At 39.9% G+C, this 13,393-nt stretch carries 17 protein-coding genes and 1 pseudogene; 12 read left to right on the top strand and 6 right to left on the bottom strand.

Annotated elements, in window-relative coordinates; genetic code table 11:
• The first annotated feature begins 2 nt into the window (after nucleotides 1–2).
• From SMUL_RS16210 to SMUL_RS16175, 8 genes are all read left to right on the top strand, one after another.
• Entirely contained in the window at nucleotides 3–1,106 is a 1,104-nt protein-coding gene (locus tag SMUL_RS16210) for a DMSO reductase family iron-sulfur subunit (protein WP_025346300.1), read from the top strand.
• Entirely contained in the window at nucleotides 1,103–2,287 is a 1,185-nt protein-coding gene (locus SMUL_RS16890; protein ID WP_025346299.1) for an ethylbenzene dehydrogenase-related protein, read from the top strand. Before SMUL_RS16210 ends, SMUL_RS16890 begins: the two co-directional genes overlap by 4 nt.
• A complete protein-coding gene (locus SMUL_RS16200) occupies nucleotides 2,284–2,673 on the top strand; it encodes a hypothetical protein (protein ID WP_025346298.1) in 390 nt (129 codons plus the stop codon). The genes SMUL_RS16890 and SMUL_RS16200 overlap by 4 nt, the downstream gene beginning before the upstream one ends.
• Nucleotides 2,673–3,224 carry a TorD/DmsD family molecular chaperone gene (locus SMUL_RS16195; RefSeq protein WP_025346297.1) on the top strand — a complete coding sequence of 184 codons (552 nt, stop codon included), beginning with the start codon at nucleotides 2,673–2,675 and terminating at the stop codon, nucleotides 3,222–3,224. Before SMUL_RS16200 ends, SMUL_RS16195 begins: the two co-directional genes overlap by 1 nt.
• A complete protein-coding gene (locus SMUL_RS16190; RefSeq protein ID WP_025346296.1) occupies nucleotides 3,218–4,237 on the top strand; it encodes a 4Fe-4S binding protein in 1,020 nt (339 codons plus the stop codon). Before SMUL_RS16195 ends, SMUL_RS16190 begins: the two co-directional genes overlap by 7 nt.
• A 48-nt stretch (nucleotides 4,238–4,285) precedes the next feature.
• Nucleotides 4,286–4,534, top strand: coding sequence for a lipoprotein (locus SMUL_RS16185; protein WP_025346295.1), 249 nt, complete (start codon nucleotides 4,286–4,288; stop codon nucleotides 4,532–4,534).
• A gap of 53 nt (nucleotides 4,535–4,587) precedes the next feature.
• Nucleotides 4,588–5,097, top strand: coding sequence for a DUF4405 domain-containing protein (locus SMUL_RS16180; RefSeq protein WP_025346294.1), 510 nt, complete (start codon nucleotides 4,588–4,590; stop codon nucleotides 5,095–5,097).
• A 64-nt stretch (nucleotides 5,098–5,161) separates the two neighbouring features.
• Nucleotides 5,162–6,364 carry an IS256 family transposase gene (locus SMUL_RS16175; RefSeq protein ID WP_025343245.1) on the top strand — a complete coding sequence of 401 codons (1,203 nt, stop codon included), beginning with the start codon at nucleotides 5,162–5,164 and terminating at the stop codon, nucleotides 6,362–6,364.
• Between the two features lie 70 nt (nucleotides 6,365–6,434).
• Here the strand turns inward: SMUL_RS16175 and SMUL_RS16170 are convergent, their stop codons facing one another.
• Nucleotides 6,435–6,740, bottom strand: a complete 306-nt coding sequence (locus SMUL_RS16170) for a hypothetical protein (RefSeq protein ID WP_025346293.1) — start codon at nucleotides 6,738–6,740, stop codon at nucleotides 6,435–6,437.
• A gap of 37 nt (nucleotides 6,741–6,777) precedes the next feature.
• Nucleotides 6,778–7,050 (bottom strand): hypothetical protein, encoded by a 273-nt coding sequence (locus SMUL_RS17140; RefSeq protein WP_148295315.1) that lies wholly within the window; start codon nucleotides 7,048–7,050, stop codon nucleotides 6,778–6,780.
• Between the two features lie 174 nt (nucleotides 7,051–7,224).
• Here SMUL_RS17140 and SMUL_RS16165 point away from each other — a divergent pair, with 174 nt between their 5' ends.
• A complete protein-coding gene (locus tag SMUL_RS16165) occupies nucleotides 7,225–8,223 on the top strand; it encodes a transposase (RefSeq protein ID WP_025346292.1) in 999 nt (332 codons plus the stop codon).
• A 351-nt stretch (nucleotides 8,224–8,574) separates the two neighbouring features.
• On the opposite strand, the gene SMUL_RS16160 is transcribed toward SMUL_RS16165, so the two are convergent.
• Nucleotides 8,575–9,081 (bottom strand): type II toxin-antitoxin system VapC family toxin, encoded by a 507-nt coding sequence (locus tag SMUL_RS16160; RefSeq protein WP_025346291.1) that lies wholly within the window; start codon nucleotides 9,079–9,081, stop codon nucleotides 8,575–8,577.
• A gap of 126 nt (nucleotides 9,082–9,207) precedes the next feature.
• On the opposite strand from SMUL_RS16160, the gene SMUL_RS17210 reads away from it, so the two are divergent.
• The 3 genes and pseudogenes from SMUL_RS17210 (at nucleotide 9,208) to SMUL_RS16150 (ending at nucleotide 11,297) form a co-directional block, all read left to right on the top strand.
• Nucleotides 9,208–9,357 carry a hypothetical protein gene (locus SMUL_RS17210; RefSeq protein WP_158506034.1) on the top strand — a complete coding sequence of 50 codons (150 nt, stop codon included), beginning with the start codon at nucleotides 9,208–9,210 and terminating at the stop codon, nucleotides 9,355–9,357.
• Nucleotides 9,358–9,359: 2 nt separating this feature from the next.
• The gene (locus SMUL_RS16155) at nucleotides 9,360–9,917 is read left to right on the top strand and encodes a hypothetical protein (RefSeq protein WP_025346290.1); all 558 of its coding nucleotides are present in this window, start codon (nucleotides 9,360–9,362) and stop codon (nucleotides 9,915–9,917) included.
• Between the two features lie 176 nt (nucleotides 9,918–10,093).
• A pseudogene (locus tag SMUL_RS16150) lies at nucleotides 10,094–11,297 on the top strand (IS256 family transposase).
• Nucleotides 11,298–11,401: 104 nt separating this feature from the next.
• Here the strand turns inward: SMUL_RS16150 and SMUL_RS16145 are convergent.
• Genes SMUL_RS16145 through moaC form a run of 3 tightly spaced genes read right to left on the bottom strand, consistent with a single transcriptional unit; the run spans nucleotide 11,402 to nucleotide 13,377 of the window.
• A complete protein-coding gene (locus SMUL_RS16145) occupies nucleotides 11,402–12,655 on the bottom strand; it encodes a DUF6781 family protein (protein WP_025346289.1) in 1,254 nt (417 codons plus the stop codon).
• 13 nt (nucleotides 12,656–12,668) lie between these two features.
• Entirely contained in the window at nucleotides 12,669–12,926 is a 258-nt protein-coding gene (locus tag SMUL_RS16140; protein ID WP_025346288.1) for an HP0495 family protein, read from the bottom strand.
• Nucleotides 12,898–13,377 (bottom strand): cyclic pyranopterin monophosphate synthase MoaC, encoded by a 480-nt coding sequence (gene moaC, locus SMUL_RS16135; protein ID WP_025346287.1) that lies wholly within the window; start codon nucleotides 13,375–13,377, stop codon nucleotides 12,898–12,900. Before moaC ends, SMUL_RS16140 begins: the two co-directional genes overlap by 29 nt.
• Nucleotides 13,378–13,393 lie beyond the last annotated feature (16 nt).

Genomic DNA, 13,393 nt, shown 5'->3' with positions numbered 1-13,393 from the left:
TCATGTCACAACGTCAATTAGCCATGGTAATGGATCTTAATAAATGTATCGGCTGTCAGACTTGTACTGTCTCTTGCAAAACCCAGTGGACGAACCGCAATGGGCGTGAATACATGTACTGGAACAATGTAGAGACCTACCCAGGTGAGGGTTACCCTAAAAAGTGGCAAGAACTCGGCGGTGGGTTTGATGAAGCGGGCGACTTGAAAGCTGGCGTTGTGCCAAGCTTGCAAGGTGAGTATGGCGTGCCTTGGGATTATAACCATGATGAGCTTGCCAGTGGGGCAGCGTTTAAACCGCATGTGGATCCAAAATGGGGACCCAATTGGGATGAAGATGAAGGAGCGGGGGATTTCCCGAACGATAACTACTTCTTTTACATTCCACGTATCTGTAATCACTGTACCAATCCAGGGTGTCTCAGTGCCTGTCCAAGAGACGCCATCTTTAAACGCGATCAAGACGGCGTGGTTTTAGTGGATTTGGATCGTTGCCAAGGGTATCGCTATTGTATCGCAGGGTGTCCGTACAAAAAAATCTACTTTAATCCACGCATCTCTAAAAGTGAGAAGTGCATTCTCTGTTTCCCACGCATTGAGAAAGGGTTACCGCCAGCCTGTGCGCAACAGTGTGTTGGGCGCATTCGCTTTGTTGGCTTTTTGGATGATGAAGAGGGGCAAGTCTATAAACTGGTGAAAAAGTTTAAAGTGGCACTGCCTTTGCGTCCTGATTATGGTACTGAATCAAATGTTTACTACGTGCCACCGACCGAAGCACCACCAAAATTTGATGCTAGTGGAAAAATTATTGAGGGAAGTGAGCGCATTCCTCCAGAAGTACTAGAAAAACTTTTTGGCAAAGAGGTGCATGAAGCAGCTAGGACGCTTCGGGCTGAGATGAAAAAGCGTAAAGAGACAGGAGAAAGTGAACTGATGGACTTGCTCATTGCGTACAAGCATGAAGATATGTTTAGGCTTGATGGCAACTATTACGCTGAGTATGCTAAGTCTAAAGGAATGCCCGTTATCAAGCCTGTGGATGAGCGCTATCTTAGTGGCAAATTCACCGCTAAGATGACGTTTTTCACGAAGGGGGCACACGCATGAAAACATTCAAAACGATCATGATGTTAGTCAGCCTTTTAGGGCTAAATAGTTTAATGGCGCAGAGTTTGAACGCTTTACATGTAAAAGAGGATCTTTCTAAAGTGAGCTTAACGTCTCCTCTTTGGCAGAAAGCAAAAGCTCAGAGCGTTGAGGTCTACCCTCAAACGACCATAGAGATGAATGATGCGGAACTGGTGAGAGCCAATGAAGCGAACCTCGCCAAAATCTTACATGTAAAGACTTTGAGCGATGGAAAATCAGTCGCATTTTTACTTCAATGGAAAGATAAAACCAAAAGCCTTCAAACAGTGCAAAGCACTACCGACTACAGCGATGGTTTTGCGGTGCAATTTTCAACTGCGAATGACAAACTACCCTATATTGGAATGGGAAGTGAGAACCGAGCGGTCATCGTGCATTTGCAAAAAGCAACGGGCACGATTTTTGAGCCCAATAACAGTGGCGATGTTTACCATCAAGTGAACACATCCAACCAAAACACCTTTGCAAAAGAGCTTACTTCGTACAAAAATGAGGTTGCAAAGCAGGGGAGTGGTGATTATCAACGTGCATTTATTGCGGAGGGATTTCGTTCTATGACACAGATTCGAGATAACGCTGAGCCCTCTTTGATGGAGATGAAGTACGACAAAGGTATGTGGAGTGCGCTTTTGGTGCGACCGCTTAAAAGTGAGCACCTAAGCCTTCAGGACAGTTTTCCTGTTGCTTTTGCGATCTGGGATGGCGAGAAGAAAAACCGTGATGGCTCAAAACTCCTAAGTGCTTGGGTGGGTGTGAGTCTGGATGCTAAAGCCAAAGCGTTAGCCCTTTTGGATGAAGTCAAAGGTGATGCGAGCAATGGTGAAACGCTGATGATGGAGAACTGTTCGGCGTGTCATCAGTACAAAACGGTGAAAAATGCCCCTAACTACATGGCGCCAAATCTCTCCAATATCGGAGGATACGCCAATGCAAGTTACCTAAAAGAGTCCATCATGGAGCCAAGTGCGGTCGTGGTTCCTGGCTACAACCTGAATGCGCACAAAAACTTTTTATGGTACACAAGCGATGAAAAAGGCGTGCGTACATCAACGATGCCACCGTTTGCGCATTTGGATGAGAAAAGCGTGAATGATCTGGTTGCCTTTATGAAAACCCTCAAAGTGGAGGTCGAAAAATGAAAAAAATGACACTGTTATTGGTGCTTTTGGCGGTCAGTGTATGTGCCGAGAGTATCGAGAAAAAAGGGTTTTTAACCAGTAAATGGTGCGCGCAGAATGGTTACTTTTCAGACTGTCGTTTGGAAAGCTTTGTGTGTGGCAGTGGTGAGTGTTTCAAAAGCTGGGAGTTTGGCGATAACGTAACCGATGAACTCGTGTTGTTTGTTCACAATGAGCAAAAAAGCTATGCGATTGATTACAGTGCCATTCCTCGCTACAAACTTGATGAGCCGATGAACATGAATGAGGTGACGATTACGGGGGAACTTAGAGATGATACGATTGTCGCTAGTGGCTTTAAAGCACCTCCACCACCTCAAAAAAGCTTCTTTAAGGGATGTTTATAGTGAATGCTAAAAACAGAGCGCAGATGTACGCTTTCTTATCCAAAATGTTTGCAACGGTTTTGGATGAGAAGCTTATAGGTGAGCTTAAAAACGACAGAGCCATTTTGGAGATGGTGCTAGATGAGGAGGTGGAGTGGTTTGTCACCACTCCACTGCCTGAACTAGAAGAGGTACTCAATGTCGATTTTAGCTCGCTTTTTTTGATGCACTCACTCCCCATTGAATCAGCCATTTTGGATGACAAGGATGAGGTTTTAGTGGGGCTTCAAAACCCTGTGATGCAGTTTTACTTTGAACATGGCTATGAGCTCAATCTCACAAAATCAGAGCTTCAAGCCCCTGATCATCTCAGTCTTGAGTGTGCTTTTATGCAAAATTTGATTTTGAAAAATGAGGTTGAGGCACAAAGGGCATTTATGCAAAAGCATCTTTTAAATTGGGCACCAATGTATCTTTTGAGCATGGCTGAAATGGCGCAAACACCTTTTTATAGGGGACTTTGCACGTTGGGCGCGGAGTTTATCATCGCGGATTATGAGGGACTATGTTAGAGCGAACACTTTACATTGACCGTGTTGGGGCTTTTGCACTGGATCGCTTGGCGTGTTTGCGTAATGAGTATGCGAACAATGCGTGTACGTTGTGCCAAGATGCTTGTGCGCACGAAGCGTTTGTTTTTAAGCAAGGCAAACTGCGCCTTAGCCCTTTATGCACACAGTGTGGAGCGTGCATGGGAGCGTGTCCCACCAAAGCGCTCTCTTTGTATGGACACTCTTTGCAAAAAGCGTTAGATTTTGTGAAAAAAGAGAGCTCACCACTCTTTACATGTAAAGGTGAAATGCCCTGTTTAGGTGCATTTAGCGTTGATGAATGGTGTGCGCTTTTACTAGAAGGGAAAAACGTTACATGTAATCTTTTGGAGTGTGCAACGTGTGAGCATAACCGTGGGGGTGCTGTTGAGCAAAGGATTCGTGTGCGCATTGATGAAGCCAATGATTTTATGGGCAAATTGCACAAAAATGAATGCATTAGCTTCGCTTCCCAAAAGCCTAAAGAGAGCACGCGCAGAGCCTTTTTTGAGCGTTTCATCGCACCTGCTAAATTCGTTCCAAGTTTACCAGAAGCACCACGAGCAGAGTTAAAAAAAGTGCTTAAAAAAACACTTTCTGCGAGTTTGAGGGTAGAGCCTTTTTCTTTTTTACATACGAAAGAGATTGCTCAAAATTGTGATAACTGCAAAGAGTGTGTGCAGTTTTGCCCGAGCAATGCACTGAGCTACAATGGTGATCAGACCCAACTTCTTTTTCAAATGGGCACGTGTATCGGGTGTGGTATTTGTGAAGCGATTTGTAAAAAAGAGGCGATACGACAGGTGCGCAAAGCGGTGGATTTGGTGGATTTTGCCTATGATCTAGCGGTTGTTTTAATGCACCACGATCTACAGGTCTGCCTTACATGTAAATGTGCTTTTTCCTACAAAGGCGGTGAAAAGGTGTGTGAGCGGTGTTATACATTTGAAAATGAACATGCGCAAATGTTTGTTTTGGCATCGCAAAGCCACTAAAAAGAAAAAATATGATAGTCTAACGTAAGATCGAATCAAGGAGTGCGCATGCGATATATCATGATAGCCTTAGCGTTGCTTATCTTTACAGGATGTACCAAGGTAAGCAAAGAGAATTATGACAAGATTCAAGTGGGCATGAGCTACACGCAAGTAACCGATCTTTTGGACAAAGCGACCAATTGCGATGCGATGGCAGGCGTGAGTGATTGTACGTGGGGCGATGAAAAGCACTACATCAAAGTCAAATTAGTCGCCGATAAAGTGATGTTTATGCACTCGGTTGGCATTGAATGAATTAACAAAGGATTAATATAAATCATCTATAATTCCACTCCAAGGAGTTAAAGATGAAGGTAATCCCTCGAAATGTGTTGAGTGCATTATTAACCGTCGTATTTGTGGTTGTTTCCATTACCGGTGTTTTGATGTATTTTAAAATTCGTATGTTTTCCATCCAGTCGTTGCATATTTGGTTGGGGTTTGCTTTTGCACTTGTTGGATGTTTGCATTTGTTCAAAAATTGGAGCGGGTTTCTCTCCTACTTCAAAAAACGCTCCACCTTTGTGTCAGCTGCTTTTGCGCTTCTCGTCACCGCAGCATTTATCATTCTACCATTGATCAATCCGCAAGCCAAAAGCATCTCCCCTAAAAATCAACTTTTTAGTGCGATGCTCAATGCGCCGATTTCAAAAGTAGCGGCATTTGTGGATTTGGATGAAGATATGGTGGTTAAAAAATTAGCCGACAATCAGATCTTAGCATCACACAAACAGTCTGTTTCAGAAATTGCCAAAGCGAATGAAAAAAGTAATGATGAGGTTTTAAATATTGTATTTTCAGCGCCAAAAGCGCCGTAGTGTGAGGGACCGTTCAGAATTCTGTGTCAATCGGGTAAAATAACAAATACCCAAGGACACAGATATGAAGATAGAAATAGACGTAGAGCAATTTGCTCAAGATATTAAAGCCGGCAAGAGTATTGGTGGCTCAAATGGAGCCTTAGGATCACTCATCAAACAGCTAACCGAAGCCGCGCTAGCAGCTGAGATAGATTCGCACCTCTCCCAAGACCTCAATAGAAATCGAAAAAATGGCTATAGTTCAAAGACTATGAAAAGCGATCATGGTGCCTTTGAACTTGATGTTCCAAGAGACCGTAACGGTAGCTTTGAACCTGAAATCGTAAAGAAAAACCAGACCAGCATGACGAGTGAAATCGAAGAGAAGATTCTTTCTCTCTTCGCACTTGGCAATAGCTATTCCCAAATAGCCAAACACATAGAGGATTTTTACTGCGTAGGCTTCTCTAAAGCCACTATAAGCGCCGTAACCGACAAGATAATACCAATGCTTCAAGAGTGGAAAACAAGACCCTTAGAAGCTGTGTATCCATTTATATTCTTAGATGCCATTCACTACAAAGTAAAAGAGGATGGTCGCTACATCTCAAAAGCATTTTATACAGTGCTTGGTGTTCGAGTGGATGGCAAGAAAGAAGTCTTGGGACTTTACCTCAATGAAAGTGAAGGCGCCAAATTCTGGCTACAGGTGCTTACCGATTTGCAAAACCGTGGCGTTAAAGATATCCTCATTGCTTCGGTAGATGGGCTTAAAGGCTTTCCAGAAGCGATAAACTCAGTCTTTCCAGATACGGAGGTGCAACTCTGTGTAGTTCACCAAATACGCAACAGTCTCAAATATGTGGGCTCTGCTTATCAAAAACAATTTGCTAAAGAACTCAAAGCCGTCTATCAAGCTTTTACCAAAGAAGAAGCAGAATTTGAGCTTGATAAGTTGGAAGAAAAATGGGGTAAAAAATACCCTATCGTCTTTCAATCTTGGAGAAATAAATGGGATAATTTATCTGTCTACTTCCAATATCCAGAAGATATACGTAGAGTTATTTACACAACTAATATCATCGAATCAGTCCACCGCCAGTTTAGAACTCTAACGAAAACCAAAGGTGCTTTTCCCAATGATGATAGCCTGCTAAAACTACTTTATATGGGGATTCAAAATGCCCAGCAAAAATGGACTATGCCAATTAGAAACTGGAGCTTAACAATCTCTCAATTAGCCATTCACTTTGAGGGACGGCTTGATGACGCTTTAAACTTATGATACAATTTTAGGAATTATCCGATGTTGACACAGAATCTTGAACACTACCGCATTTATCTTGCCTCTTTGATTATTCATCGCTGTGATACGTATTCCCAGAAACTGAACAATATGCCGAATCTGATAAGATATTACTGTTTTGGGTATTCATAAATTCATTATTTTGCGGGTACTCATAATTTTCTTGGCTATTTACTTTAGGATCAATAAAAATTGCTACCAAAATAGATACTAATGCAGGGAATCCCAATAGTAGACTATAAACATTATTTTCTTTAGCACCAAATAAGTTAGAAATAACTGCAAATAAAATACTACCAATAAAACAAAATGTACCTATACCAAAAATAATAATAGCTAATTTTTTTCTAGGCATATTCCCTCAATTTTTAAAGTCTCCATATTTACTTTCATTAATTGCCAGAATGATAAATATTTCCATCTATTGAGCTGTATACAGTATCATTGACTGTATCAAATCCAGTGATTGGTAAAAAAGAATCATTATGATTTTCATTGGCTGATAACACTTCTTTTTTTGCTTTATAAAAGAAATTTGAAAGCGTTATAGCCGAGACCATTATTAATCCTATTACAATAAAAGGAATTGGATTTTTACTATTTAACAAGTTGAAGTAATATGCAGAAAAAAGAGCAATAAAGCCTATTGCACTTAATACGATCATTATAATACCAGCTAGAAATCCAAATTTATTACTTAAAAAGAGCCACTTGCAGATTCCCACAAACAACTCATAATTTAAGCTAATTTAAATTTTAAAAAGCCTTTTGAAATGGTATAAATGGTATAATTTTTTACCACAAAAACGATCCAAAACACCAATCAAATAGGCTTTATAATGAGTATATTACCAAATTTTTCTTTTAAAAATGCTTCCTCTGGATTATCAAAAATGTTGCTGAGAATTGTAAACCAAGAGAACTCTTTATTTCCTATACTCAAAGAGGATCTTCAATTAAAGGCGTTATCACATAAAGAGCAAAAGCTTATCAAGATATTAGACTTTGCAGAGATTGAGAAAAATTTAACTGTTGTATCTATTACAAACACTCCAAAGGATAGGGAAGAGATTGCACGAGCATTTATTGCAAAGAGTGTTTACAATATTCAAACAACAAGAGATTTGATTGATAGGCTAAAGAACGATAGAACCCTTAGAATATTATGTGGATGGAGATACAAAAGTAATATTCCAAGTGAGTCAAAATTTAGTAGAGTCTTTAAAGAACTTAGTGTTCTTCAAATTGCCGCAAAGACTCATGAGCGGTTTGTTAAAGAGTATCTTGAGCATACAATATTTTTTTATAATGCAACCGATGCGACAAAAATACCACTGAGAGTTAAACCTGTAAAAGCCAAAAAAGAGCCAATACCTAAGAACAAAAGAGGACGACCTAAAAAAGGAGAAACTCCTTTTTCAAAAAAGCCCACAATCCTACAACAGCAACGAACTATGACGACAACAAAGGAGATGCTTTCTTTGGTATCAACCAAGTGTGGCGTAGGGGTAAAACAGAACTCCAAAGGTAATCGTGAAGTATGGATAGGTGGCAAACTTCATATATCTGCAGTTGATGGAGATATTCCGATAACTGCTTTTTATTCAGGGGCTAATATACATGATAGTTCCGTGGCGCTGCCACTTATGAATGAGACAAGCCAAAGAGTATCATATCTTTACGATCTTCAAGATGCAGGATACGACAGCAATAACATCAGAGATTTTTCCAAAAAGCTAAATCATAGACCGCTCATTGATATCAATCCTAAAAACTCTACGGAGTTAAAAGAAAAAATAGAACTAAAACTTGAAGAACAAAAAAAATTGAAATGCTAAACCTTACTCAAAGTTCAGATACCCATCACTACAACCAAAGAAGTATGGTTGAGAGAGTCAATAAATACCTTAAAGAAGATTTCGGATGTAATACAATTTATTATCAAGAAGCTACTAAAGTGGCTTCAGTTTTAGCATTTGGAATTCTATGTGTCTGTATCCATCAAAGTTTAAAACTTCTAACTTGATTCTATGAGAAAAAATACAAAAACTATGTAAATTTAACAATAAAACCATAAAGCACGAGGTAAAAATATGATTTTTAGATGAATTTGAGATAAAAAGTTACAATTTCGTTCAATACACGAGTAAAATGATTTTTTAAAAGTTAGAAACAGCTATAGTAAAAAACTAGCTACTTGCTTGGATTTGAATTTGCAAGTGGCTCAAAAAATTTGCTTTTTTCCCCTCTTTAACTTTCAACACTTTCACGTTAACTCCTTCGCTCATCGCTCTAACCCTTTGCGCCATATCTAGCGTTACTAATGTCATATTATAATCTTTTGCGATTTCAATAATCTTAGAATCGTTAATATCTCTTGATTTATATGGCTTTCTTACAATTACATGTAATGGAGTAGCACCTAAAAACATTTTACGCAATGTATCTGTTTTTTCTAACTTCATACCATCAAGAGGTAAAACATCTAGCGCAATGCCATTACTATTTCCAAGTTGTCTAAAAAACTCTCTTGCTTGAAAAGCAACTGCTCTGTTTGCGTTGTTTTTATGTCCGTCAAGTTCTTGAAGAACAATATCAGTCACAAATACTGGTGCAATCTTTTCAAGTTTAGCGATGATTGCCTCACCACCCTCTACTGCGATTGATGTGTCGATTAAAATTCTTTGTGTGTCCATATCGAATCCTATTATTTTCGTATGCAGTATTTTTACACGTATTTGAATTTAATTCAAGAGTTTTTTTGATTTTGCCCCAAAAATAAAACGAATAGTCTATATATAACAAAAAACAAGGAGTTTCATATGGACAATTCAACAACAATCAGTCAGGTGGCTTTTTACAAAAGCTTTTTTGCCAATATGAGTGATGAGGATTTCCAATCTGTTTCTAAAGAGGAGATTGTTCAAATGTTTGAGAAGCTAGAAGCTGAATTCAAAAAAGAGAGGGAGTAGCAATGCACAGCGATAGGGATGCTTTAAAAAACATTGCTGAGAAAAAGTATTTTGAACTTTTACAATATTTTGAAAATGATCGAGGTATCGCCAAAGCATTAGCCCCTCATTATGGACGTTCTATCGATGTCTTAAAGCGAAATTTAGGTCTTTTTACTTTTAGAAATCAGAAATCAACTCAAGATTTCATAAATGCGTCTAATGTTGTATTGGCGAAGATTAAAGTTCAAAAAATCGATGCCACAGCGCTTCTTTTGATAGGGTTCGACATGAGCCCTATTGTTTTAGTTGAACAAGCAAAAAAGCTTATTGACTTGGGCATCAATGTGATTGCACCACAGGCCATTATTGAAAATACACATGAGCAGTTTTGGGACTATATTAAGGCAGATATAGCCTTAGCTGACTTTATTGTGATATGTGAGGTAAATGGCGTTGAGAATACTTTGCTACAAGATACAGCAAAGGATAAAGAGATCATTGATATACAGGATATTAACGATGTAAAAGCATATGCAATGCGAGTTACTTTAAAAAAATCCAAATACGGCATGAAATAAAACGAATAGTAGATATAAAAAAATTAGGAGTTAAATATGGAAAACATTACTGAAATTAAAAAGGCTAGAAAAAGATTAAGTGCACTTGATAAACATTATGATGAAATTATTACTTTAGGGACCGTTCAGAATTCTGTGTCAATCGGGTAAAATAACAAATACCCAAGGACACAGATATGAAGATAGAAATAGACGTAGAGCAATTTGCTCAAGATATTAAAGCCGGCAAGAGTATTGGTGGCTCAAATGGAGCCTTAGGATCACTCATCAAACAGCTAACCGAAGCCGCGCTAGCAGCTGAGATAGATTCGCACCTCTCCCAAGACCTCAATAGAAATCGAAAAAATGGCTATAGTTCAAAGACTATGAAAAGCGATCATGGTGCCTTTGAACTTGATGTTCCAAGAGACCGTAACGGTAGCTTTGAACCTGAAATCGTAAAGAAAAACCAGACCAGCATGACGAGTGAAATCGAAGAGAAGGATTCTTTCTCTCTTCGCACTTGGCAATAGCTATTCCCAAATAGCCAAACACATAGAGGATTTTTACTGCGTAGGCTTCTCTAAAGCCACTATAAGCGCCGTAACCGACAAGATAATACCAATGCTTCAAGAGTGGAAAACAAGACCCTTAGAAGCTGTGTATCCATTTATATTCTTAGATGCCATTCACTACAAAGTAAAAGAGGATGGTCGCTACATCTCAAAAGCATTTTATACAGTGCTTGGTGTTCGAGTGGATGGCAAGAAAGAAGTCTTGGGACTTTACCTCAATGAAAGTGAAGGCGCCAAATTCTGGCTACAGGTGCTTACCGATTTGCAAAACCGTGGCGTTAAAGATATCCTCATTGCTTCGGTAGATGGGCTTAAAGGCTTTCCAGAAGCGATAAACTCAGTCTTTCCAGATACGGAGGTGCAACTCTGTGTAGTTCACCAAATACGCAACAGTCTCAAATATGTGGGCTCTGCTTATCAAAAACAATTTGCTAAAGAACTCAAAGCCGTCTATCAAGCTTTTACCAAAGAAGAAGCAGAATTTGAGCTTGATAAGTTGGAAGAAAAATGGGGTAAAAAATACCCTATCGTCTTTCAATCTTGGAGAAATAAATGGGATAATTTATCTGTCTACTTCCAATATCCAGAAGATATACGTAGAGTTATTTACACAACTAATATCATCGAATCAGTCCACCGCCAGTTTAGAACTCTAACGAAAACCAAAGGTGCTTTTCCCAATGATGATAGCCTGCTAAAACTACTTTATATGGGGATTCAAAATGCCCAGCAAAAATGGACTATGCCAATTAGAAACTGGAGCTTAACAATCTCTCAATTAGCCATTCACTTTGAGGGACGGCTTGATGACGCTTTAAACTTATGATACAATTTTAGGAATTATCCGATGTTGACACAGAATCTTGAACACTACCTAGTGTGAGGCTTTACATGTAAGGAAAAATCCTTACATGTAAAAGGTTTAAAGCGTTATTTTTCGTCTTTTCTAAGAGCCTCTTTTGCCCCTTTCACTGCGCCATCCATCATGTTTTTTGCCACTTCCCATGCACGAAATCCTAGCTTTTTCGCATCCTGTGCCATCTGTTTGGCGGTCTCATTTTCAAACTCAAATTGTTTGAACGATTCGACTTTTTCCGATGCCTTTTTCTCAAAGTTATTTACATCTTTTTTAAGCGATTCAAGTTTTTTCTCAGCCTTGTCTTTAAAGGTTTTTTCAAAAACAGACGCCTCTGCTTTAAGCTGTTCAATGCGCTCGCTAATGACCTCTTTGGCATCATTGGCAGCACGTTTTATTTTAGCGGTTGAGCTGTTCATCTCTTTGATCATCTCTTTGATGAGACTTGCAGAAATGCCCTCACTGTGCGAAGCGGTGACTTCCAAGAGGGTTATAAACTGCTCGTCCATACGCAAAAGCTCTTTGCGAAGCTCCGAAAGATCGGTCTCTAAAAGCCCTTCCATGGACTCAGTTGGCGCATATTTGAGATCATTTTTAAATTTATCGATCGCCTTGGTAATGCCTTCACGCACACCGTTGATCGCGCCATCTAAAATATCTTTCGCATGTCCTTGATCTTCATCGGCGATGTCGACACTTGCTGTAATAATCGTATTGGAAATATCAATAATGCGCTGTTTGGTCAGATCGCCCTCGGCGATGGTTTGAAAGCTGAGGTTTTTGGTGATCTCATGAATCGTATCAGCGATGTCTGTGCCATTTTCAAGTGTGGTAAGCAGTGCTTCTTGGGTAGTCTCTTTGAGAATACCTAGCATCTCAATTCCGCGCAGTTTTGCATCGTGCAGGGCGGTTAACGCACTCTCCTGCGTTTCGGGTTGCATATGAGAAATATGCGCTTCAAGAACACAAAATGCTTCCGCAACGGTGAATCTAATTTGCTGTTTTTGAGCAAAAATGCTCTTCTCTAACTGCTCTTTTTCGTAGATGGATTTGTATAAAAATGCCTCTTTTTCATGGCTGATCGCTTTTAAAAGACCATCAATCACGGCACTAATGGCACGAGGAGATTTAAGCCCTTCATCGTGCAGTGCTTTGCAGAAAAGCTCAAAAAGCTCGCCGATGCGGTTGTGAATGTTGGCTTCATCTTTGAGACGTTGCACTTTTTTACGTGAGAGTTCAAAGCTAAGCTCACTGATCAGTTTTAGCAGATCCGCATTGCCTTTATTCTCTTTGAGTGTGGCTAGAAAAATAGTATAGGTAGATTCCATGGTGTGACCTCTTTTACAGTACAAATTTTATGTGTTGGTGACTTTTCAGCAGGTGAAAAAGCATTTTACGATCGTCCGCATTGTGAACAAGCACGCGCAGGGTATAACTTGCGTAGTTGCCTTTCGTGCTGTTTTGCGATTTGCGAACCTCATGAATGCGCTCTTCTAAGATCTCCTGAACTAAGGTGGTGACGTTGTGCTCGACGCTAAGGACGAGCTTGTACTCCCAATGACAGGGGTAATCAAGCTGAAGTTCGGGTGTAGTTTCCACTTTTGCCTCCACTTTTAGATTCGAGTTGAATGTCGCTGATGACCATCGATTTATCGATAGCTTTGGACATATCGTAAATGGTTAAAAGCCCAATGCTCACCCCTGTAAGCGCTTCCATCTCCACGCCCGTTTGCCCTTTGAGTTTTGCGGTAACAGTGAGTTTAAATCCAGGAAGTTCTGGAAGCTCTTCCACGTCACAATTCACGGAAGTAAGCATCAAAGGGTGACACATAGGGATGAGATCGCTGGTACGTTTTGTTCCCAAAATCGCTGCAATAACCGCTGTTTGAAGGACGGGTCCTTTTTTGGTTTGCTGAGAGATAATCATATCAAACGCAACGTGACTCATCGTGATCATGCCACTGGCAATCGCAACCCTAAAACTCTCAACTTTATCGCTAACATCGACCATCTTTGGTCTATCTTTTTCATCTAAATGGGTGAGTTTCATCCGCCCCTCTTTGGTT

It is taken from the genome of Sulfurospirillum multivorans DSM 12446 (assembly GCF_000568815.1).
In the GTDB taxonomy this organism is placed as follows: Bacteria; Campylobacterota; Campylobacteria; order Campylobacterales; family Sulfurospirillaceae; genus Sulfurospirillum; species Sulfurospirillum multivorans.
Note: the sequence above shows the minus strand (reverse complement) of the source record. Positions and strands in the feature narration are given on the sequence as shown.